This is a genomic window from Sphingomonas sp. A2-49, assembly GCF_025548555.1.
Lineage (GTDB): Bacteria > Pseudomonadota > Alphaproteobacteria > Sphingomonadales > Sphingomonadaceae > Sphingomonas.
In genome coordinates, this window is sequence record NZ_JAJLPA010000001.1 from 552,954 (window position 1) to 574,453 (window position 21,500).

Here is a 21,500-nt window from a genome sequence, read left to right on the forward strand (position 1 = left end):
TCCCCCGCGCCGCTTCGGCCCGACACGAAAAAGGCCGCCCGGATCGTCTCCGGGCGGCCTTTTTGCGTCTGGCGACCGGGCTTTGCCGTCAGGGGCAGGCGACGCAGGCGCCGACGACCGCGGCGAGCGGAATGAGGGCGAGGACGATCGGGAAAATCTGTTTCATGGCACCGGCGATCCTGTGGCTGTCGAGGTTTCAATGCGCGGCCGGGACGAAGGTTTCCGTACGCTGAACGGATCGGTGCGGCGACGCCCGGCCGGGCCGCTTAACAAACACGTAACATCTTGTCCGTATTGAACCTTTCATGTCAGCATATTATGACGTTCGCGCCGATCCGGACCGGGATCTGATCCGGATCACGGCCTCCGGATTCTTCACGGCCAGCGACGTGGTCGCGCTCGAACGGGCGGTGCGACAGGCACAATCGCAGTTGCGCTGCGGGCGGAACCGGCACGTGACGTTGTGCGACGCGAGCGGGATGCGCATCCAAAGCCAGCAGGTCGTCGCCGACTTCGCCCGCATCGCGCGCGATCGATCCTTGCGCTCGCGCAGCATCGCGTTCGTGCTCGGCTCATCGCTTGCGCGGACGCAAACGCGCCGGATCTCGGATCCGGAACGCGTCAGCGTCGGCTATTTCGAGGAGGTGGAAGCCGCCGAGGCCTGGCTATGCGGCGGCGCGGTCAGCGCCGGCCGAACAGTTTCTCTATATCCCCATGCGCCAGCTTCACCCACGTCGGGCGACCATGATTGCATTGGCCGGAGTGCGGCGTGACCTCCATCTCGCGGAGCAAGGCGTTCATTTCCGCGACGCCGAGCACGCGCCCGGCGCGCACCGATCCGTGACAGGCCATCGTCCCCGCCACCGAATCGAGCCGCTCGCGCAGGCTCAACGCCTGGTCGAACGCGGCGAGTTCGTCCGCCAGGTCGCCGACCAGCCCGGCCGGATCCGCCTGACCCAATAGCGCCGGCGTCGCCCGGACCAGCATCGCCGCCGGCCCGAAACGCTCCAGCTCCAGCCCCAGCTCGGCGAGTTCGGAGAGGCGGCTTTCGAGCCGGTCGCAGGCGGGCTCGTCCAGTTCGACGACCTCCGGGATCAGCAGCGCCTGCGCCGCGACCCGGCCGCCGGCGAGCGCCGCCCGCATCCGTTCCAGTACCAGCCGCTCGTGCGCGGCATGCTGGTCGACGAGCACCAGCCCGTCCTCCGCCTCGGCGACGATATAGGTCCTGGCCACCTGCCCGCGCGCGACGCCGAGCGGGTGCGCCCCGGTCTGCGGCGGCGGCGCCCATGCCGGTTCGGCGCGTGCCGCAGGTGGCGGGGTGAGGAAGGTCGGACGGCGATCGAACAGGCTCGTGCCGCCCCCGGCCGGATGTGCCGCCGCAGGCGGATAGGCGACGGGCGCCGCGGTGCCGGCGACGGGCTCCGCCTGCCACATCTGCAACGCCGATTCGGCGGGCCGCTGCATGCTGCGATGTCCGGCCGCGTCGAGCGCGCGGCGCAGCCCCGACACGATCAGGCCGCGGACCAGCGCGGGGTCGCGGAACCGCACCTCGGTCTTCGCCGGGTGCACGTTCACGTCGACCTCGCCCGGCGGCATGTCGAGGAACAGCGCCACCACGGCATGACGATCGCGCGGCAGCATTTCTGCATAGGCGCCGCGGATCGCACCCATCAGCAGGCGGTCGCGGACCGGCCGGCCGTTGACGAACAGATACTGGTGATCCGCGACCCCGCGATTGTAGGTGGGAATGCTGGCGACCCCGCCCAGCACCAGCCCGTCGCGTTCCAGGTCGATCGGCACGGCGTTGTCGGCGAGCGCGCGGTCGGTCAGCGCCGCGACCCGCGCCGGCCGGTCCTCCGCCTGCCCCGCCGCCAGCGCACGCCGGCCGTCATGCTGCAGCGTGAAGGCGATGTCGGGCCGGGCCATCGCCAGCCGCCGCACCGCATCGAGGCAGGCGGCATATTCGGCGCGCGCCGACCGCAGGAACTTGCGGCGCGCCGGCACCCGCCCGAACAGATCCTCGACGATCACCCGCGTGCCGGGCGGCAGCGCGGCCGGCCCCTCGCGCACCAGCACGCCGTTGTCGACGACCCGCGCCCAGCCCTCCGCGCCGCGCACGCGCGATTCGACGGTCAGCCGCGCGACGCTCGCGATCGACGGCAGCGCCTCACCGCGGAAGCCCAGCGTCGCCACCATCTCGATCGCCCCCTCGTCCCCGACGAGGGTTTCGGGGAGCTTCGAGGTCGCGTGCCGTTCGAGCGCCAGCGCCATGTCGGCGGGCGTCATGCCGCAGCCGTCGTCGGCCACCTCGACCCGCGACAGCCCGCCTTCGGACAGCGTCACGGCGATGCGAATCGCGCCCGCGTCGATCGCATTCTCCACCAGCTCCTTCAACGCGCTGGCGGGCCTTTCCACCACTTCACCGGCGGCGATACGATTGACGAGATGTTCGGGAAGACGGCGTATTGACACGCCGCAAGCTCTATACCAAGCGAACGCATCCCGCGAGCCTTCCGCATTACGTGACGAACTTCATGGCCGACACGGTCTGCGGCGGATCATGCGGAGCTTTTTTGCGTCCCGAAAACGGAACCCAGCGCCCGATGGCATTTCCATTCCCCCGCTTCTTCAAGTTCATGTCGCACGACATGGCGATCGATCTCGGCACCGCGAACACGCTGGTCTACGTCCGCGGTCGCGGCATCGTGCTGAACGAACCGTCGGTGGTCGCGGTGGAGACGATCAACGGCGTCAAGCGCGTGAAGGCGGTCGGCGACGACGCCAAGCTGATGATGGGCAAGACGCCGGGGTCGATCGAGGCGATCCGTCCGTTGCGCGACGGCGTCATCGCCGACATCGACGTCGCCGAAGAGATGATAAAGCACTTCATCCGCAAGGTGCACGGCCCGCGCAAGTTCGCGCGCTGGCCGGAAATCGTGATCTGCGTGCCGTCGGGATCGACCAAGGTCGAACGGCGCGCGATCCGTGACGCCGCCTCCAACGCCGGCGCCAGCCAGGTCTATCTGATCGAGGAGCCGATGGCCGCCGCGATCGGTGCCGACATGCCCGTCACCGAGCCGATCGGCAGCATGGTCGTCGACATCGGCGGCGGCACGACCGAGGTCGCGGTGCTGTCGCTGCGCGGTCTCGCCTACACCACCAGCGTCCGCGTCGGCGGCGACAAGATGGACGAGGCGATCGTCAGCTACGTCCGCCGCAACCACAACCTGCTGATCGGCGAGGCGACCGCCGAGCGGATCAAGCAGGAAGTCGGCATCGCCCGCCCGCCCGCCGACGGGATCGGCAAGATCATCTTCATCAAGGGCCGCGACCTCGTCAACGGCGTGCCCAAGGAGATCCAGATCAACCAGGGCCAGATCGCCGAGGCGCTGAGCGAGCCGGTGGCGACGATCGTCGAGGGCGTGCGCGTCGCGCTCGAGAACACCGCCCCCGAACTCGCCGCCGACATCGTCGATCAGGGCATCGTCCTGACCGGTGGCGGCGCCCTGCTCGAAGGGCTCGACGAGGTGCTGCGCGACGAGACCGGCCTGCCGGTGACCGTCGCCGAGGATCCGCTGACCTGCGTCGCGCTGGGCACCGGTCGCGCGCTCGAGGATCCGATGTTCCGGGGCGTGCTCCAGACCGGCTGATGACGGCGCAGCTTCTCTAGAGACGGAGGGACCGGCGCATGGCGCCTGCCCGCGACCGTCGCACGGGCTTTTCGCGGCGACGGCAATATTCGGCGTTTATCGGCTACGTGCTCGCGGTGGCGGGCGCGGTGGTGGGCGTGGTGCTGATCGTCGTGTCGACGTTCAATCCCCCCGCGTTCAGCGCGCTGCGCATGGGCGTCGCCAGCGTCACCGCCCCGGTCGCGACCGGACTGGACGCGATCGCCGGCGTGGCGCGGTCCGTGCCCGACGCGATCGGCGGCTGGTTCCGCGTCCATGGCGAGAATGCCGATCTGCGCGCCGAGGTGAAGCGCAATCGCGCGCTGCTGACCCGGGCCCGCATCATCGCGTACGACAATCGCCGGCTGCGCGGGCTGCTCGCGGTGCGCGAGCGCACGCCCGAAGCGGTGGTGAGCGCGCGGCTCGTCGGATCGACCGCATCGAGCGGCCGCCGCTTCGCGCTGCTCAACGCCGGCCGGCTCCAGGGCGTCCGGCCGGGCATGCCGGTGCGCGGGCCCGACGGGCTCGTCGGCCGGGTGCTGGAAACCGGCCCGATCGCGGCGCGCGTACTGTTGGTCACCGATCCCGAAAGCCTGGTGCCGGTCCGCCGCACCCGCGACGGACTGCCCGCCATCGTCGCGGGACGCGGCGACGGCCGCGTCGACGTTCGTTCGGTCAACGCCACCAACGTCCGCTTCGCCGCGGGTGACATGTTCGTGACGTCGGGCACGGGCGGGCTCTATGCGCCGGGGGTGCCGGTGGCGAAGGTCGAGCACAACGGTTCCGACAGCGTCGTCGCGATCCCGCTCGCGGCACCCGATTCGCTCGATTTCGCGCTTGTCGAGCGGCCGTTCATGCCGCTGCCGGCGCCGCCCCCGCCCCGTCCCGCCGCGCCCTGATCCGGTGGACCGGAGCACGATCGACTATCGGCCGTTCGAGCCGTCGCTGCCGCCGGGGCGCGCCCGCGCGTTGCCCTGGGTCACCGTGCTCGGCGGATCGGCGCTGACCGCGGCGATCCCGGTGGTGGCCAGCCTGCCGCTGATGCCACCGTTCGGGCTGATCCTGCTGCTCACCTGGCGGCTGCTCGCCCGGTTCGCGCTGCGCCCCTGGGCGGCGGCGCCGCTCGGCCTGTTCGACGATCTGGTCAGCGGCCAGCCGCTGGGGTCGGCGGTGCTGCTGTGGTCGGTGTGCTTCATCGTCATCGACCTGATCGAGCAACGGCTGGTCTTCCGCGATTTCTGGCAGGACTGGCTGATCGCCAGCGGCGCCATCGCCTTCTGCCTCGCGGTCGGTCGCTGGCTCGCACTGCCGATCGGCGCGCACGTCGATACCGTGCTATTGGCGCAGATCATGATCGCGGTGATGCTCTTTCCCCTGTCGGCGCGGCTCGTCGCGTGGATCGACCGCAAGCGCGGTCCGGCGGCATGATGCGGCGATCGCCCCGGATCGTGACCGAAGCGATGCAGACGTACAGCTTCTCGCGCCGTGCCTGGCTGCTGGGGACGGCGCAGGCGGCGGTCGGCGTGATGCTCGCCGGCCGCATGGGCTGGCTGGCGATCGCGCAGAACGAGAAATACAACCTTCTCGCCGAGAGCAATCGCGTCAACCTGACGATGATCCCGCCACGGCGCGGCTGGATCGTCGATCGCCACGGCGCGCCGATCGCGAACAATCGTACCGATTTCCGCGTCGACATCATCCCCGACCGGCTGGAAGGCGGCGACGCCGGTCGCGACCATGTGCTGGCCCTGCTCGCCGCCCTGCTCGCGCTGCCGCCCGAGGAGGTCGAGCGGATCAAGATCGACCTGAAGGGCGCCGCCGGCTTCCAGCCGGTGCAGGTCGCGGAAAATATCAGCTGGGACCGGTTCGCCGCGGTCAGTCTGCGCCAGCCCGAACTGCCCGGCGTCGCTCCGACCCGCGGCTTCGCGCGCCATTATCCCGCGGGCGCTGCGGTCGCGCACCTGACCGGCTACGTCGGCGCGGCCAATGCCGAACAATATAAGAAGACGCACGACCCGCTGCTCGTCACCCCCGGCTTCAAGATGGGCAAGGACGGACTGGAAAAGCAGCTCGAGACGGCGCTCCGCGGCACCCCCGGCGCCAAGCGGGTCGAGGTGACCGCGCGCGGTAAGGTGGTGGCCGAACTGCCCACCCGCGCCGACGTGCCGGGCCGGACGCAGCGGCTGACGATCGACGCAGGCCTGCAGGATTACGCCGCGCGACGGATCGGCACCAATTCGGGCTCCGCGGTGGTCATGGACTGCCGCACCGGCGAGATGCTGGCGATGGTGTCGATGCCCGCCTACGACCCCAACAGCTTCTCCGACGGGATCAGCCATCTCGAATGGGCGATGTTGTCGCAGGACGATCACGTGCCGCTGATGAACAAGGTCACGCAGGGGCTGTATCCGCCCGGATCGACCGTCAAGCCGATGAACGGCCTCGCGCTGCTCACCGCCGGCGTCGGCGCGCACGACCGCGTCGTCTGTTCGGGCGCGATGCGCGTCGGCACCGGTGTCTTCCACTGCCACAAGCGCGGCGGCCACGGTCCGCTCGATCTCAAGGGCGCGATCGAGCAGAGCTGCGATATCTACTTCTACGAGATGAGCCGGCGCCTTGGCTACGATCGCTTCGCCCCCATCGCGCGCATGCTCGGACTGGGCGAGAAATTCGACCTGCCGCTCGCGACGCAGCGCTACGGCACGGTGCCCGATTCGGCCTGGAAGCTCAGGAAATACAAGACCAAGTGGACCATCGCCGATGGTCTCAACGCCTCGATCGGCCAGGGCTATGTGCTGGCCAACCCGTTGCAGCTCGCCGTGATGGCGGCGCGGCTCGCGTCCGGTCGCGCGCTCCAGCCGAGCCTTCTCGCCGACCGCGTCCGGCTCGACGCGCCCGCGTTGCCGGTCGCGTCCGAACATCTCGCGATCGTCCGCGACGCGATGTACGGCGTCGTCAATCAGGGTGGCACCGGCGGCGCGGCCCGGATGCTGGTGCCGGGCGTCAGCCTGGCGGCGAAGACCGGCACCGCGCAGGTCCGCCGCATCACCATGGCGGAACGACGCGGCGGCGTGCTCAAGAACGGCCAATTGCCCTTCAAGCTGCGCGACCATGCGCTGTTCGTGTGCTTCGCGCCGGCCGACAATCCGCGCTATGCCGCCGCGGTGGTGCTGGAACACAACGGCCATACCGTCCGCAACCTCGACACGCCGATGATCGGCCGCGACATCATGACCTGGCTGTTCGATCGCGACCGCGCGCTGAAGAGCCTGGCGGAGGTGGAGCCGACCTGGGGCGGCGACATACCGACGCGCATGGCGGCCCAAGAGGCCGCCTATCGCGCCGCGCAGACGCCGCAACCGGCTGCGATCGCCACCAAGACCGACGGGGTCGTGCCCAGCGATTCGGACGCGGTGGAGGCCGCCACCGATCTCGCCAATCGGACGCAGGCCGCGCTCGCGCCCGAAAGCCCGCTCGGCAACAGCATCGCCGAGGACGGGTCGACCGAGCGGAGCGAGCCGTGAACCGCGGCGGCGTCATCCCCGAACCGATTGCGCGCCTGCCCTGGCGCGTGCTCGCGCTGCTCGTCGCGATCGGCGTCTTCGGCCAGGTCGTGCTCTATTCCGCCGCAGGCGGGGCGCTACAGCCCTGGGCGCTGTCGCAGGGGGTGCGCTTCTTCGTGCTGCTCGGTGCCGCGCTGGCGCTGTCCTACGTGCCGGTGCGCGTGTGGCGTTCCGCGGCGCTGCCGACCTATGCCGTCATCGTCGTCGCGCTCGTGCTCGTCGAACTGGTCGGCGCCGTGCGCGGCGGCAGCCAGCGCTGGCTCGACGTCGGCATCCGGTTGCAGCCGTCCGAATTCATGAAGCCGGCGATCGTGCTCGCCTGCGCGCGCTTCTACGACATGCTGCCCCCCAACGAGACGCGGCGCTTCGGTGCGATCTGGCCCGCCTGCCTGCTGATCGGCATCCCCGCCGCGCTCATCATGAAGCAGCCCGATCTCGGCACCGCGCTGATGGTCTGCGGCGGCGGCGTGGTCGTGATGTTCCTGGCGGGGGTGCCGATGCGCCTGTTCGTCGGCGGCGCGCTGAGCCTCGCCATCGCGGCGCCGATCGCGGTCAATTTCCTGCTCCACGACTATCAGCGCAACCGCGTGCTGATCTTCCTCGATCCGGAAAGCGATCCGCTGGGCACCGGCTATCACATCAGCCAGTCCAAGATCGCGATCGGATCGGGCGGGGTCTGGGGCAAGGGCTTCCTCAACGGCACGCAGAGCCACCTCGACTATCTGCCCGAAGGCCACACCGACTTCGTCTTCGCGACGATGGCGGAGGAATGGGGGCTGATCGGCGGCTGCCTGCTGATCCTCGCGTTCCTGCTGGTCACGCGCTGGGGGATCAACGTCGGGCAACAGGCGACGACGCGCTTCACGCGCCTGACCGCGGCGGGGCTCGCCACCACGATCTTCTTCTACGTCGCGATCAACCTGTCGATGGTGATGGGCCTCGCGCCGGTCGTCGGCATCCCGTTGCCGCTCGTCAGTTTCGGCAGTTCGGCGCAGATGACGGTGCTGCTGTGCATGGGCATCCTGATGTCCATCGATCGCCAGAATCGCAGCACCAACCGCTGACGCCACGAAAACGCACGCAGGCGCAAAAAAGGGTTTGCATCCCCCGAAACCACTGCTAATTGGCCGCCTCCCGACGGGGCCGGCGCCTCTCCAAAGCGCCACATACCAGGCCGGTCATGGACGCATAGCTCAGTTGGTAGAGCAGCTGACTCTTAATCAGCGGGTCCTTGGTTCGAGCCCAAGTGCGTCCACCACTTTTTCAATGACTTGGGCCACTACGAACCTAATCGGAGAAGGGCCTAGGTAACAAGCTAGGTATCACCCCGACGTATGGTGTCACTGCACATCTCGCTGGTCGGGACCGGTGATTGCCTTTGCCTCCCGCAGCCTGAGCGGAAACGCTCCTACTCCGATCCGTCTCAGATCCTCCGACAACACGGATGAGATCCGCAGAGAGCGAACTCCAGCGACTGAACCAACCATTGGGACCCTTCCAGGAGCCGTCCGCTTCGCCGGCGGCTAGGCTGGCGGCCCCAAAAGATCGCAAGCCCATCACGGGCATCGAGTTGCACCAGGCCCAATCGGGAAGACCTCGGGCACAGAAAGGTCGCCCCGCCCGTTAGCCACCTATGAGAATCGCATCTTTCCCTGTTTCTGGCCTGCTCGGGTCAATCTCGGTCGCAGCATTTCAGCCGGGCCTTTGCAGCGCCGCGGCCATCGGCGCACCCGATCCGGGCGAGGCGTCGGTTTCTAGATTAGCCGATGCGGGATCTTCGTGGAACGACGCGTCTCGCGCCACGCTCGAGTACGCCCTGAAAGCACGGGTCGAGCATGGCCTTGATCGAGTCACCTTCCTTAGCAAGGGGCCTGAGGGCGAATCGGCGATGGCGCGCGACAAGCGCTATTCGAGCGCCGCGATCGCCTATGCGACCGCGCTCGCGCGAGGCAAGATCGATCCCAAGATGCTTCACGAGGTCTATACGTTGGACCGCCCCGAAGCTGATTTGCGAGCCGAGCTGGAACGAGCGCTTAACCGAGGTGAACTGGACAGCTGGCTTGGCGGGCTCGCCCCGCACGACGACGGCTACGTTCGCCTCTCGAAAGCATACCTCTCGTATCGCGATCTCGCGACCGCGGCTTCACCAGTCGCGAAAATCGCATTGGCCGGGCCGATCCACCTTGGTGAAAGCGACGCTCGCGTGACCGATATCGTGCAGCAACTGGTGGATGACGACTATCTGCCGGCGACTCCGCAAAGTGCTGGTTCAACGGGCTACACTCCGGAAATCGCGAATGCTGTCATAGCCTTGCAAAAGGATTATGGCATCGCTGCCGACGGAATCGTAGGCCCAGACACCTTAGGTGTGCTCAACATGGGGCCTGGTGCCCGTGAGCGGGCTCTGGCGGTGGCGCTGGAACGGCGTCGGTGGTTGTCGCGGACGCCGCCTTCGACCCGTATCGACGTAAACACCGCTGCGGCGCGGCTCCGCTACTGGCGTGACGGCAAGCTGATCGATGAGCGACGAGTGATAGTTGGCGAGCCCGGACGCGAAACGCCGATGCTGGGCTCACCCATATATCGGCTGGTCGCTAATCCGACTTGGACGATTCCAAAATCGATTCAGAACACTGAGATGGCGAATGTGGGCCGTGCTTATCTCCGTGCGCACAACATGGTCCGTCGGGGCGGCTGGATCGTGCAGCGGCCGGGACCGAACAATGCGCTTGGCTTGGTCAAGTTCGACATGCGAAACGGGCACGCAATCTACCTTCACGACACCTCGGCCCGAGCATTGTTCGATCGCAGTCAGCGGCACCTTAGTCATGGCTGCGTGCGCGTCAGCGACGCGCTCGGCTTCGCCAATATGCTCGCTGAGCAGGAGGGAGTTTCAGAAAGGTGGCAGGCAGCGCGCGACTCTGAGAAACACCGCTTCGTGCCGCTGCCGCGCGAGATCCCAGTCCGATTGATTTATGGCAATGTGTTCGTGGATTCAGGTAACCGGATCGTCTTCCGTACGGACCCTTATGGCTGGAACGACAAGGTAGCAGAAGCTCTGGGGTTTACCGGAGCAGCTACTAAACGCGCAGCGGCCCAAGCGATCGACATCGGCCCGTAGCGCAAGCCGTTCAGTTTGCAGCGACTCACCTGATGCCGCTTCCGGTCGTAGGGCGGGTTTGCGGCTGCCAAGCATCACCTGCTGAAGTGCAGAAGCCCGGTCCGAGTTGGGGTGGCCGCAATCGGCTTCCGATCTATAGCTGAGTACTGAGTTTCGGCAGCCAGCGAGCCAAATGAGGAGATGGTGGCTTGGAGCCAACCACCCGCCGCCGCCTGGTCTCATTCCGCACGCGCTGGGTGGGCTCGCGCTTGTGGGGGGTGGGTACCCGCTGGCCAACCCTCACGCTGCCGGGTCCGATCGCCGTCGCTCTCCTCCGTCTGATCATGAAACAGGATTTGCTGAGTCGGGAATGGCAGGTCGATGCCGTCGTCGGCCGCGGCCTGCCAGATCGCAAGGATCACGCGCGCGCGCAGATGGACGACGTCGGTGCGCTTCGATGAACACCACCAACGTGCGCGCAGGGTCACCGAGCTGGCATCCAGCCCCCATGGGAGAACTTCAGCAGCAGGTTCGACCTCGACGCCCTCGACTTTCGTGATCGCCTCATGAAACACCGTCATGGCTCGGTCCGGCTTGTCGCCATAGCCAATGCCAATGTCGAACTGGTCGCGGCGTATCGGGAAGGCCGTGTTGACGACGACAGGCGACGTATAGACGTCCGAATTAGGAATGATGACGCGCCGCCCGTCATAGGTCTTGATGAGCGTCGCGCGGCTCTCAATGTGCTCGACGGTTCCCTCAAAGTCTTTGACTACGATCTGATCGCCGCGCCGATAAGGCCGATTGACGAGCAGCAGAATGCCGGCGAGCAGATTTTGAAGGATGTCCTTGAAGGCAAAGCCGATCGCGACCGAGCCAATCCCGAGACTAGAGATGATCGTAGCTGGCTTCACCGAGGGGAAGACGATCACAGAGGCTATCAGCACCGCCGCCACCATGGTTGCACCGAAAGTGAGGCTGGCGAGCACGCCACCGAGATCGACCAGCCCGCGATGCTGAAACCCCTTGCGGACCCCGCGCGCGATCAGCTTACCGATCAGATATGCAACGATCAGCAGGACGATGCCGCCGACGATGTTGGGCAGCTGTAGGAAGAAGCCGTTCGCGGCGACGTGCAGCTTGGCGAGGATCAGGTCGATCGGGTTCTTGACGGGCGGAGGGGTGAGAGGCTGCATCCATGAGCAACGAAGCGCTGTAGCCGCCGTTCCTGTGCGCGGCTCAGTACAGGCCGTAGCGCAGCACGAGCAGGCCCGACAGGGTCACGACCATGATCGCGACCAGCGGCAGGCCGGTGCGCGTATAGTCTGCGAACCTGTAGTCTCCGGCAGACATGATCAGCATATTGGTTTGGTAGGCGACGGGCGTCGCGTAGCACAGGTTGCAGCCGAACAGCACGGCGAGGACCAGCGGCTCGACCGGAATGCCCAACTGCTGCCCGAGGCTGAAAGCGATCGGCGTGCCGACCGCCGCGGCTGTGGTGTTCGACGCGAAGTTGGTCAGCACGGTGACAAATAGCATGACCGCGGCCAACACCCCCGCCGGCGGTAGGAACTGAAGCCCCATCGCGATCAGCTCGCTTAGCCAAGTCGCCGCTCCGCTCTCCAGCACGATGCGGCCGATGGCGATGCTGGCGGCGACCAGCACCACCACCTTGGCCGAGAGCGCCCGGCCGATGCGGTCGAAACGGACGCATCCTGTGACCAGCATCGCAATGGCACCACCGAGCGCGGAGATCGCGATGGGAACGATACCAATGCTCGCCGGCACAACGGCACATGCCATGATCGCCAACGCCAGCGGCGCCTTGGCCGTCCGCGGCAGTTCTTTCGCCCCTTCGAGAACCAGCATGTTCTCGGCGAGCGACATCTGCTCAATGCTGCCGACGGCACCAGCGACCAGCAGGATATCGCCCTCGTCGAACGGACTCTCGGTTCTGGTCTCACCATCAGGCTGTGCAACCCATGGGCGCTGCGCGCGATGAACACCGAGAATGGCGACGTTGTACAGTTCGGCAACGTTCGCGGAAGCCACACCCTTGCCGACAAGACCCGAGTCCTTCGTGACGGCCAGCTCGGCGACGGTGAGATCGTGTCCTGTCGTCGCATAACCGCTGCGCAGCCGGTCCATGAGCCAAGCCGGGGCTGCGGTTGCACCCAGGATGCGCATCGTCTCTTCTAGGGCTGCATGCGTCGCGCGCACTAGCATCCGGCCGCCCGCTGCTGTGCCTCCAAGAAGCTCGACATCTGCAGGCAATCGCTCCGCGATCAGTTCGTGAGACAGACCGTGCGCGAAGGAATTTTCGCCGAGGCGGAGCAGAGCTGCGAAGCGACGTGGCTCGTGACCCGCCTCGACCGAATTGTCCGGCAGCAGGCGTGGCATGACCAACCAGATAAACGGCAACGCGACCAGAGCGGCCAGCAGCACGATCGGCGTAAAGTGGAAAACCGACATAGGCGGCAGGCCGAGATCGCCCGCAATCGACACGACCAGCAGGTTGGTCGAGGTCCCGATTGTGGTGGACATACCCCCGATCAGCACCGCGCTGTTGACCGGGATCAGCGTGCGCGAAGCCGGCATGCCGCCGTTCGCGGCGATCGCGGCCATCACCGGCAGCATCAGGACGAGCACTGGCGTGTCGTTGACCATCATGCTCATGCCGAAGGCCAGCAGCAGCGTAACGAAAAGGCCAATTTGACGGTTGAACCGCCAGACCCGGGTCAGCAGGCGAGATACGGGTTCCAACGCGCCAGTCGTGACCAGACCGCGCCCGAGGACCATCAGCGCGCAGATCGTGATCAGCGCATAGTGGCCGAACCCTTCGAACGCCAACTTGAGCCCGTCGGTCGGTGACTGCCCGGGGAGCGGAAACCAGTAGAGCCCGAGCGCTATCGCACTGATCGTCAGCAACGAGATGATCTCGACTCGTGCCCGACCTGAAACGAAGCCATAGAACATGGCGATCGTCAGCAGCATCGCTCCGATGGCATGGGGTTGCGGCGCGCTGAGCATGGAGATCAAATCGGAGCCTTATCGAGTTAAGGTGCCGACAGTAGCCCGACCGCACGGTCCGGCCAACGATATCAAGGCTTCCCCGTCCTGTGAGACGGCTCGGGATCGTCGTGCGATGCCATCCCCTGCGCTTGCTGGGGATCCGGCGGCGGCAGAAACGCCTGCGACAGCGCATGGTAAAGCCGCTCCTTGGATACCGCTTGCGCCACGAAATCAGCAATCAATGCGGAAGCGAGCAAAGGCATCATCAAACCGCGGCTGGCTGTCGTCTCGGAAATGATGATGACGGCGGTGAGCGGCGCACGGACGACACCAGTGAAATAGGCGACCATGCCGAGCAGCACGATCGCGCCGCCGGGGTAGGTTGGAAGCAGCCAGCGCAGCATGTTGCCGACCCCCGCCCCGACCGCGAGTGACGGTGCGAAGATGCCGCCCGGCATACCGGAGACCGCGGTCGCCAGCGTCGTAGCCAGCTTGGCGATCCCGAACCAGTGCGGAACATCCGTCCCAGTGATGATCGCCCGCGCCGCACCGTAACCGGTGCCCCAGGTCAGCCCACTGGCGACCCCTATAACTGCGACGATCGCGCCAAGCGATCCGGCGAACAGCATGGGTCGTGCGCGCAGCTTGGCGACCGGTCCCCAATTAGTCCGCCCCGTCGCCAGCACCGCGCGCGAGAAGAAGGCACCCATCAGGCCGCCGAGTATGCCGGCAATGGGAGCCGCCAACATCGTCTCTCGTACCGAGAGCGTCTGCCTCATCACTCCAAAATAGATATAGTCGCTGGACAGGCCCAGACTGGTCATGCCGGCGATCAACACCGCGGTCATGACCAGCAGCGTCATCCGCTGCTCGTAGGCCGCCGCCAGTTCCTCGATCGCGAAGGCGACCCCGGCAAGCGGCGTGTTGAACGCGCCCGCCACGCCCGCAGCGCCGCCGGCGATGAACACCGATGCCCTAAGCGGGATCGCCATCAGCCGGTGTGCGTAGCCCATGATCGATGCGGCGATCTGGACCGTCGGCCCTTCGCGCCCCGTCGACGCGCCGACCAGCAGGGTGCCGATCGTCAGGGCGAGTTTCACGAGGACGATCCTCGCCGAAACGAGCGCCGACATCGCGTGATCGGGGTTTCGGGTCGCTGCCATCACCTGCGGTATTCCGGACCCACGTGCCGCAGGGGCAAATCGAGCCGTGATCCCCGCGATGGCGGCATAGCCGAGCGGCGTGACGATCAACGGCGCCCACCACCAGCGAGCGGCGACTGCCGTAAACCGCTCGCCCGCCCAATCCGCGAGGTGCGCAAACAGCAGGGCGACCAGCCCGATCGTCACCGCGCCGCCAAGGATCGCGACACGTCGCCGCCACACCGGCGCGGTAGGCCCGTGCTCGCGCAGTAGATCACGCGCTTGTTCAGGTATCCTAACCATCAGCCTTCGGCAGGCGCGCCAACTGCCGCAGCGACGAGGCAGACAAGCCCGATCGCCACGAAGCCAATCCGCTGCGAGGTGGTGCCTTTGCCATCCTTGACCGACACGATCAGCGCCAAGGCGCACTGGAGGCCGTAGAATAGAGCGAAGGCGCGCGACGAGAGGGCGACGACCTCAAACGGGTCGGTCAGCCACACGATAACGATGGCGAGCGCGCCGGCCAGCGCGAACGCGAGCGGCACGCTGACCTTGCGACGGGAGACCTCGTTCACAAGCCCCCCCGATCCGATCGAGTCTGCCACCGCGGCGCTCAACTGACTCGACACCGCGCCGGCAAGCACAAAAAGGCCGAGCGCGGGCGCGATCAGTTCCATGATATCGAGGATGCCCGCCACGCCCTCGGTCGCGGCGGCACGGGTCAGGAAGGGTGTCAGCAGCGCGATGAAGGCGAGATAGATGGCAGACGAAATCCACTGCGCATGCCGCATTGTCCTGATCCGCATCTCGGCGGGATAGGCATGGCCAAGATAGCGTGACGTCTCGAACCCCTGAACCGTGATGAGCAGACCAAGCAGCATCGGCACGCTGGCGAACGACAGCTTGACCGGGGGCAGCGGGTCACCGGTGCCATTGATCGCCCACGAAATGCCGAGCGCGGCAAGCAGACCGGCGATGATCCCGATCTTGATCGAAACGGTGCCATGAGCAAGGTGCTCCACCTTGCGGAGACTTCCGCCCAACGCGAGCAGCGTCATCAGCACAATTAGAACGGTGACGATGATGTTGGCCGCCAGCGGCTGCGAAGCTGGATCGATCGCGATCGGCTTCAGCGAGAACTCGGCCAGCAACTTCAGGTAATAGGCGACCGAGACAGCATAGGCGAGCGCCAGCACGCCCTGTGTCACGCGAGCGATCCACGCGATCGGATCGTTAAAGGGGGCGGCCGCGAGATGCGCTTCGACATGGACGATGTTGAAGCGGATTACCGCACCCGCGGCGTAGGCGATTGCCAGAAGCACCGCCATCGCACCCAATGCCGCGCTGCCGAACTCCTTCGCCAACAACGGCCCGCAGATCAGGAAGCCCGAGCCAATGATCGACGCCAGCGGCGTGACGGTGGCCCGCCAGCCGTCGCTGCGCGCGAATCTTCCGAAGGTCAGCGCGGTGGTGACGATGATCGCGACGATCAGGGCGACGGTGACGATCATGCGGTGCCTCCGAGCCAGGCGTTGCCGTCACGGAGTCGGCGCTTGTAATCAGGTTCGACCAAGGCTCGCAGCAGGTCATCGGCACGCTCCAGCACGGCTTTGCGACAGGCGCCATCCAACGCCCCCTCGGCCAACAAGCGGAACTCTCGAGTTTGTCGCGCCAAGGTGGAGATCCGGCTCGGATCGTCGCAGCTCAATGCGACGTCGCCCAAGGCGTTGAGAAAGCGCTTGCCTGCGATCATGTCGCCGCTCGCATATTGGGCGAGCGCACCGAAGGCACGACCGACGAGACCGTCGAAGGTCGTTGGATGGGCGATCACCCTGAGGGCCTCGTCTTTATCCGCACGCAACCGCGACGGCAGGTCCCGCCGAGCAAGATCCGCCATGGCCGCGCCGAGCCAGTCGAGACAGCTGTTGGCGGTAAAAGGATCATTGACGCCAGGTGACAGCGCGCGGGCCGCGATCTCAACCAATTCGTCAATCAGGAAACGCAAATCTTGAAGAGCCGTTCGACGCGCGCCTACCGCAAACGCTCCACGCAGCGCCTTCATCGCGTCCTCGTCGCACCGCTCGGCGGGCCAAGCCTCCAGCAGCACGCTACCTTTGTGGGTAAAATCGCCCGACTGATATTGCAGGCGGATCACCAAGTCATGGCTGCGCGCCGCCTCCATCAGCGTGCTTTCGTCGATCAGCTGGATATATCCCGTGTCCTTGGATCGGACGGGAGCGCGTCGCTCGTAATCGGCAGAGCTTGCTTCGTCGCGGAACGCCAATGGTATGCGAGGGTCGTCCGAACGTTCGGCGAGCGGAACGCCAACGAAGACCGGAAAGCGTGCGTCTGTCTCCTCGATTAGTCGATTGCCGATCCGCTCAATCACATTGTTGATGTGGATCCGCATCGGCACGTGATGGATGAAGAAGATCAGCACGGCGATCGAACAGAGGACGAGGACCAACGCCAACAGCAGCGCAAGCTGCGGAACGAAGGCCGGCGCCCCCGCCCCGCTCTCCCCGGCAGATCGGATCGTGCGCAGAACCACCAGCGAGTAAACGAAGGTCGCGATGAAGGTGCCCAGTGTCACCTGGTTGCCGCGATCCGACATGAAGTTGCTCAGCAGCCGCGGACCGTATTGCCCCGAGGCGTAGACAACGGCGGCGATCGTGACCGAGAAGGTGGTGCCTGCTACCCCGATCATCGACCCGCCGATCGATGACAGCAAGCTGCGCGCGCCGTCGGGTCGCGCTGCATAGAGCCACGGCAACCCGTCCATCCAGGTCGAGCCGGAATGGCTATCGATATACACTATCGCCAATGCGAGCAGCAGTGCCGCGATCGCCATGACGGTGGGAACGAACCAGTAGCTCTCGCGCAGATCGTTCGACAGGCGGAGCAGGCGGGTTCTCATGAAGTCTTCTCCGCATCGGCTTCGGTAAGCCGTTCCAGCACGCGCTTGATCGTTCCGCCCTGCACGATCACCGAAAAGAGCACGACGACGTACGTCGCTGCGAGGATCACGGACCGCGCAGGCCCATCCGGCAAGCCAAGTGCCAGCGCGATCGAAATGCCGCCGCGAAGGCCACCCCAGATCAGCGTTACCGGCGCGACCCGCCCGTAACGATGCGTCGGGCGGATCGCCCGGAGCGGCAGCAGGACCGACACCGACCGCGCGGCAAGCGCCAGCGGTATCGCGGCGAGACCCAACACGACCAGACGCAGGTCGCCGGGGATGGTCACGACTTCCAGCCCGATCAGCAGGAACAGCACGGTGTTGAGGATGTCGTCGATCAGATCCCAGAACTTGTGGAGATAATCGCGGGTCGTCTCGCTCATCGCGTGGGCGACGCCGGCATTGCCGATGATCAGCCCAGCGACCGCCATCGCCACCGGGCCGCTGGCGTGAAGCGGCCGCGCGATCGCATAGCCGCCCATTACCACGGCCAGGCTGATCAGGACCTCGACCTTGTAGTCGTCGATCGACCGCATCATGCGGAATGCGACCCAGCCGATGCCGAGCCCTAGCAGGACGCCGCCGCCCGCCTCGACGGCAAATAGTTCGACGCCATGTGCAACGGAGAAGGCCTCACCCGACAGCGCCGACGCCAGCAGAATCGTGAAGATAACAACACCGACGCCGTCGTTGAACAGGCTCTCGCCCGCAACGGTCGCCTCGAGCGCGGGCGAGACGTTCGCGTGCTTGAGGACGCCCATCACCGAGACCGGATCGGTTGGACTGATGAGCGCGCCGAACACCAAGCACCAGATGGCAGGTACGTCGAAACCGATCGCCCTCGACAGCAACAGGAACCCGCCGCCGACCAAGACGGTCGAAAGTGCCACGCCAATGGTGCTCAGCACGAGGATCGGCCAGCGCCCACGCCGCATCTCGCCCCAGTCCACGTGCAGCGCGCCGGCGAACAGCAGGAACGACAGCATGCCGTCCATCAGCGTGGTGTGGAAATCGATGCCGGCGATAAAGCGCACGATGTCGCGGGCAAAGTCGGCGCCCGGAAGAATGCGATCGATCGCGACGACGAGTAGCGAGGCGATCGCACCCATGACCGTCAGGCCGATCGAGGATGGCAGTTTGAGAAACCGGTAATTGAAATAGCCGAGGACCGCGGCGAGCACGATGAGGATCGCTGCGGCATCGAAGGGCGTAAGCGCAAGACCGCCGCTCACCGGGTGATCCCGATCGATAGCTCGAAGCGCTGGCCTTGAGCAGGCGCCGAAACGGCACCGATGCCCCGACTTGCCAACAACGCTGCCACCGCTAGTGCCCTGCGCTGCGTCAAGGTCGGCCGCGCAGGCGGATCGCCCGTCGGCAAACCGGGAACGGCCAGCGTGGGCACGTTCCAGCGATGCGCAGCCCAGGCCGATGTCAACACCGCTGAGCGAGCCGCTGGATCGAGCGTATCGACATTATCGGCGAACGCGATCTCAGGCAGCGGTCCCTGCGGGGGCACGATCGCGACGCTCCAGCCATCCGTCTCCGCCACCGCGCGGGCTTCAAGGGTCCGATAGGTCGCGATGGTCGCACCGGGCAGCGCCACGGCCGCTGCGGTCGCGCGCCGATGGTCGCGATCGATTGTCACATCGTCAGCCGCGACACCGGTGATGAGCGCGATCATCCGTGCCAGCGCCGTCATCCGCTGCGCCTCAAGGTTCGACTGGTCGCCCGCCTGCCGCAACTCCTCGCGTTGTGCGTCGAGTGCGCCCGCGCCTGCTTCGAGCAGGACCTGGTCGATATCGAGCCGGACAGGACGGCCAAGCGCATCTTCGATCGATTTCTGCAAGGGCGCGGTCTTCTGCATCCGCCCGCGCGGAGTGATGACGACGGCTCTGACGACGTTGGGCTGACGGTCGAACTCAACCTCCAGCTGCGTCACGCGAGCGTCGTTGCCGAAGCGTTCGTTCAGAAGCGAGCGCACCTGCGACACCGTTAATGCCTCGCGCGCAATGCGGTTCAGCGACAGTCCCAATGGGACCGCCATGACTGCGAAGACGCAAAGCAGCACAATAGTTTGAGTCCAGCTCTGCCGACTGGAGAGGTGATGTCCGAAGCCATAGTACCTTGCCATCGCTGTTGCGGCGAGTGCGATGGTGATGAAGTTCGTGACGAACAGAGCGAACGCCCCACCCAGCACCGGCAGGTTCCAGGTCGCTAAGCCATAGCCGACGACAGCCAACGGCGGCATCAACGCCGTCGCGATGGCCACACCGACAATCGTCTCTCCCCGCCCGCGAATGATGGCGAAGCTGCCGGCCAGTGCGGCGAACAGCGCGACGCCGAGATCGAACAGGTTTGGCCGCGTGCGCGCGACGATCTCCGCCGTTGGAGCTTGAAGCGGCGACAGGGTTACGATCAAAGCGGTGAAGACGACCGCTGCGAACGCGCCAATGACGAGCGCCAGCACCGAACGTCGCATCTCGGCGAAATCGAACAGCGCCAGGCTGAACCCGAAGCCGAGGATCGGGCTCATAAGCGGCGATATCAACATCGCGCCGATAACAACGGCCGGCGACGATAACAGCAGTCCCAGCACCGCGATGCCGGCGGACATCATCGTCATGAAGGCGTAGCGCGGCGACCACCCGCTCTCTTCGACGATTCGGGTGACCACCGCCTCGTGATCGATCGGCCCGACGACGCTGCGGCGCCACCAGCGGTAGAGCGCAAGCCGTCCGAGCCGTGCATTCATCTGTTTGCTTCGAAGCTTGGATCCTCTGGACGCACCCTCGCGCGTCATGCTGCTGCTCGCGTTGTCGCGTGGCGTCTCGCCCCGTGCTCGCCGCAGCACGGCATATCCAAACAAGCCGGAAATGAGCGAGCCGGCCAAGACGCCGATCTTGGCTTCTGCCTGGAGCAAGGGACTGCCGGGGAAGGCAAGAAGAGTGATAAATATGCTCATGGTAAAGCCAATCCCGCAGAGCAAAGCGACGCCAAGCAACTGAAGCCGGCTTGCATGTGCTGGCATATCCGCCAGCCCCAGGCGAACCGCGATAGCTGAAAAGCCGAACACGCCGAGCACCTTGCCGATGAGCAGCCCTGCGGCGACACCGATCGTGACCGGCGCGGTGAGTGCGCCGGGAGGCAGTCCGAAAACCGGAACTGCGGCGTTCGCCAGTCCGAAGATTGGCACGATAATAAAGCCGACCGGCTTATGCAGCGCGTGCTCAAGCCGATGAAGCGGACTCATGCAGTCTGCGTCGGACCGGCTGGGCGTGCGGTCCATCGGAATAGTGAAGGCGAGCATGACACCTGCGAGCGTCGCATGGATTCCCGACCGAAGCACCAGCACCCACAGGATCAGGCCGACCATCATGTATGGCGACAGGCGCCGGACACCGAAGCGGTTCAGAGCTACCAGCACGCCGAGAGCGACCGCGGCGCCCCCGAGGTCAGCTACCGAAAGCTCCGCTGTGTAGAAGAGCGCGATGATGACGACCGCGCCGAGATCGTCGATGATGGCCAGCGCGGCAAGAAATATGCGCAGCGATCCTGGCACCCGATTGCCCAGAAGCGCGATGACTCCAAGGGCGAAAGCGATATCGGTGGCCGCAGGTATGGCCCATCCGGCAGCTGTCGGACCTTGGTTGAAGGCGAGATAGATTAGCGCTGGCACAATCATCCCGCCGCTCGCGGCTATGCCTGGAAGAATGCGTCGCGGCCACGACGAGAGCTGTCCGTCGAGCACCTCGCGCTTGATCTCCAAGCCGACGAGCAGGAAGAACACGGCCATCAGGCCGTCGTTGATCCAATGCCCTAGATTCAGCGGCCCGACATAGGTGTGCAGCAGCGCCTCGTAACCCGGCGCAAGCGGTGAATTGGCGATGACCAGAGCAACCAGCGCAGCTGCCATCAAGACGATGCCGGCGGACGACTGAGCTTCGAGAAATCGGCGGATTGCGCTTGGATGCGCATGGGCGTGGTTCATCATCATTCGTCCAGGCACAGCAGATCAGCGCTGGCGGCCCGACCAACGAAAGAACCTGCTCGCACTCG

General features: G+C 66.0%; 15 protein-coding genes and 1 tRNA gene. 8 read left to right on the forward strand and 8 right to left on the reverse strand.

The features are described from left to right. Positions 1 to 305: 305 nt before the first annotated feature. Positions 306 to 773 (forward strand): STAS/SEC14 domain-containing protein, encoded by a 468-nt coding sequence (locus LPN01_RS02645; RefSeq protein WP_262826794.1) that lies wholly within the window; start codon positions 306 to 308, stop codon positions 771 to 773. Here LPN01_RS02645 and mutL read toward each other — a convergent pair. Beyond that, positions 682 to 2,472 carry a DNA mismatch repair endonuclease MutL gene (gene mutL / locus LPN01_RS02650; protein ID WP_262826795.1) on the reverse strand — a complete coding sequence of 597 codons (1,791 nt, stop codon included), beginning with the start codon at positions 2,470 to 2,472 and terminating at the stop codon, positions 682 to 684. The two genes, LPN01_RS02645 and mutL, sit on opposite strands and share 92 nt — an antisense overlap. A gap of 131 nt (positions 2,473 to 2,603) precedes the next feature. On the opposite strand from mutL, the gene LPN01_RS02655 reads away from it, so the two are divergent. From LPN01_RS02655 to LPN01_RS02685, 7 genes are all read left to right on the forward strand, one after another. Continuing rightward, on the forward strand, positions 2,604 to 3,650 hold the full coding sequence (locus LPN01_RS02655) for a rod shape-determining protein (RefSeq protein WP_277998318.1): 1,047 nt from the start codon (positions 2,604 to 2,606) through the stop codon (positions 3,648 to 3,650). Between the two features lie 38 nt (positions 3,651 to 3,688). After that, on the forward strand, positions 3,689 to 4,567 hold the full coding sequence (mreC, locus tag LPN01_RS02660; protein ID WP_262826796.1) for a rod shape-determining protein MreC: 879 nt from the start codon (positions 3,689 to 3,691) through the stop codon (positions 4,565 to 4,567). Positions 4,568 to 4,571: 4 nt separating this feature from the next. Next, positions 4,572 to 5,096 (forward strand): rod shape-determining protein MreD, encoded by a 525-nt coding sequence (locus LPN01_RS02665; protein WP_262826797.1) that lies wholly within the window; start codon positions 4,572 to 4,574, stop codon positions 5,094 to 5,096. Further along, a complete protein-coding gene (gene mrdA / locus LPN01_RS02670) occupies positions 5,096 to 7,192 on the forward strand; it encodes a penicillin-binding protein 2 (protein WP_262827053.1) in 2,097 nt (698 codons plus the stop codon). Before LPN01_RS02665 ends, mrdA begins: the two co-directional genes overlap by 1 nt. After that, the gene (gene rodA / locus LPN01_RS02675; RefSeq protein WP_262826798.1) at positions 7,189 to 8,295 is read left to right on the forward strand and encodes a rod shape-determining protein RodA; all 1,107 of its coding nucleotides are present in this window, start codon (positions 7,189 to 7,191) and stop codon (positions 8,293 to 8,295) included. The genes mrdA and rodA overlap by 4 nt, the downstream gene beginning before the upstream one ends. Before the next feature lie 118 nt (positions 8,296 to 8,413). Further along, a tRNA-Lys gene (locus LPN01_RS02680) sits at positions 8,414 to 8,489 on the forward strand. A 375-nt stretch (positions 8,490 to 8,864) separates the two neighbouring features. After that, positions 8,865 to 10,352, forward strand: a complete 1,488-nt coding sequence (locus LPN01_RS02685) for a L,D-transpeptidase family protein (RefSeq protein ID WP_262826799.1) — start codon at positions 8,865 to 8,867, stop codon at positions 10,350 to 10,352. Positions 10,353 to 10,570: 218 nt separating this feature from the next. On the opposite strand, the gene LPN01_RS02690 is transcribed toward LPN01_RS02685, so the two are convergent. From LPN01_RS02690 to nhaA, 7 genes are all read right to left on the reverse strand, one after another. Beyond that, the gene (locus tag LPN01_RS02690; protein WP_262826800.1) at positions 10,571 to 11,527 is read right to left on the reverse strand and encodes a mechanosensitive ion channel family protein; all 957 of its coding nucleotides are present in this window, start codon (positions 11,525 to 11,527) and stop codon (positions 10,571 to 10,573) included. Positions 11,528 to 11,570: 43 nt separating this feature from the next. Further along, on the reverse strand, positions 11,571 to 13,361 hold the full coding sequence (locus LPN01_RS02695) for an SLC13 family permease (RefSeq protein ID WP_262827054.1): 1,791 nt from the start codon (positions 13,359 to 13,361) through the stop codon (positions 11,571 to 11,573). A gap of 71 nt (positions 13,362 to 13,432) precedes the next feature. Next, a complete protein-coding gene (locus LPN01_RS02700) occupies positions 13,433 to 14,788 on the reverse strand; it encodes a chloride channel protein (protein ID WP_262827055.1) in 1,356 nt (451 codons plus the stop codon). After that, a complete protein-coding gene (locus LPN01_RS02705; protein ID WP_262826801.1) occupies positions 14,788 to 15,996 on the reverse strand; it encodes a hypothetical protein in 1,209 nt (402 codons plus the stop codon). Before LPN01_RS02705 ends, LPN01_RS02700 begins: the two co-directional genes overlap by 1 nt. Further along, on the reverse strand, positions 15,993 to 17,402 hold the full coding sequence (locus LPN01_RS02710; RefSeq protein WP_262826802.1) for a DUF2254 domain-containing protein: 1,410 nt from the start codon (positions 17,400 to 17,402) through the stop codon (positions 15,993 to 15,995). The genes LPN01_RS02705 and LPN01_RS02710 overlap by 4 nt, the downstream gene beginning before the upstream one ends. After that, the gene (locus tag LPN01_RS02715; protein ID WP_262826803.1) at positions 17,399 to 18,676 is read right to left on the reverse strand and encodes a cation:proton antiporter; all 1,278 of its coding nucleotides are present in this window, start codon (positions 18,674 to 18,676) and stop codon (positions 17,399 to 17,401) included. The genes LPN01_RS02710 and LPN01_RS02715 overlap by 4 nt, the downstream gene beginning before the upstream one ends. Continuing rightward, positions 18,673 to 21,438 carry a Na+/H+ antiporter NhaA gene (gene nhaA, locus LPN01_RS19100; RefSeq protein ID WP_262826804.1) on the reverse strand — a complete coding sequence of 922 codons (2,766 nt, stop codon included), beginning with the start codon at positions 21,436 to 21,438 and terminating at the stop codon, positions 18,673 to 18,675. The genes LPN01_RS02715 and nhaA overlap by 4 nt, the downstream gene beginning before the upstream one ends. Positions 21,439 to 21,500: the final 62 nt, after the last annotated feature.

Coding starts and splice junctions, on each gene's coding strand:
- LPN01_RS02645 (WP_262826794.1), top strand. CDS start 306: ATGTCAGCATATTATGACGTTCGCGCCGATCCGGACCGGGATCTGATC.
- LPN01_RS02655 (WP_277998318.1), top strand. CDS start 2,604: ATGGCATTTCCATTCCCCCGCTTCTTCAAGTTCATGTCGCACGACATG.
- mreC (WP_262826796.1), top strand. CDS start 3,689: ATGGCGCCTGCCCGCGACCGTCGCACGGGCTTTTCGCGGCGACGGCAA.
- mrdA (WP_262827053.1), top strand. CDS start 5,096: ATGCGGCGATCGCCCCGGATCGTGACCGAAGCGATGCAGACGTACAGC.
- LPN01_RS02685 (WP_262826799.1), top strand. CDS start 8,865: ATGAGAATCGCATCTTTCCCTGTTTCTGGCCTGCTCGGGTCAATCTCG.
- LPN01_RS02690 (WP_262826800.1), bottom strand. CDS start 11,527: ATGCAGCCTCTCACCCCTCCGCCCGTCAAGAACCCGATCGACCTGATC.
- LPN01_RS02695 (WP_262827054.1), bottom strand. CDS start 13,361: ATGCTCAGCGCGCCGCAACCCCATGCCATCGGAGCGATGCTGCTGACG.
- LPN01_RS02700 (WP_262827055.1), bottom strand. CDS start 14,788: ATGGTTAGGATACCTGAACAAGCGCGTGATCTACTGCGCGAGCACGGG.
- LPN01_RS02705 (WP_262826801.1), bottom strand. CDS start 15,996: ATGATCGTCACCGTCGCCCTGATCGTCGCGATCATCGTCACCACCGCG.
- LPN01_RS02710 (WP_262826802.1), bottom strand. CDS start 17,402: ATGAGAACCCGCCTGCTCCGCCTGTCGAACGATCTGCGCGAGAGCTAC.
- nhaA (WP_262826804.1), bottom strand. CDS start 21,438: ATGATGATGAACCACGCCCATGCGCATCCAAGCGCAATCCGCCGATTT.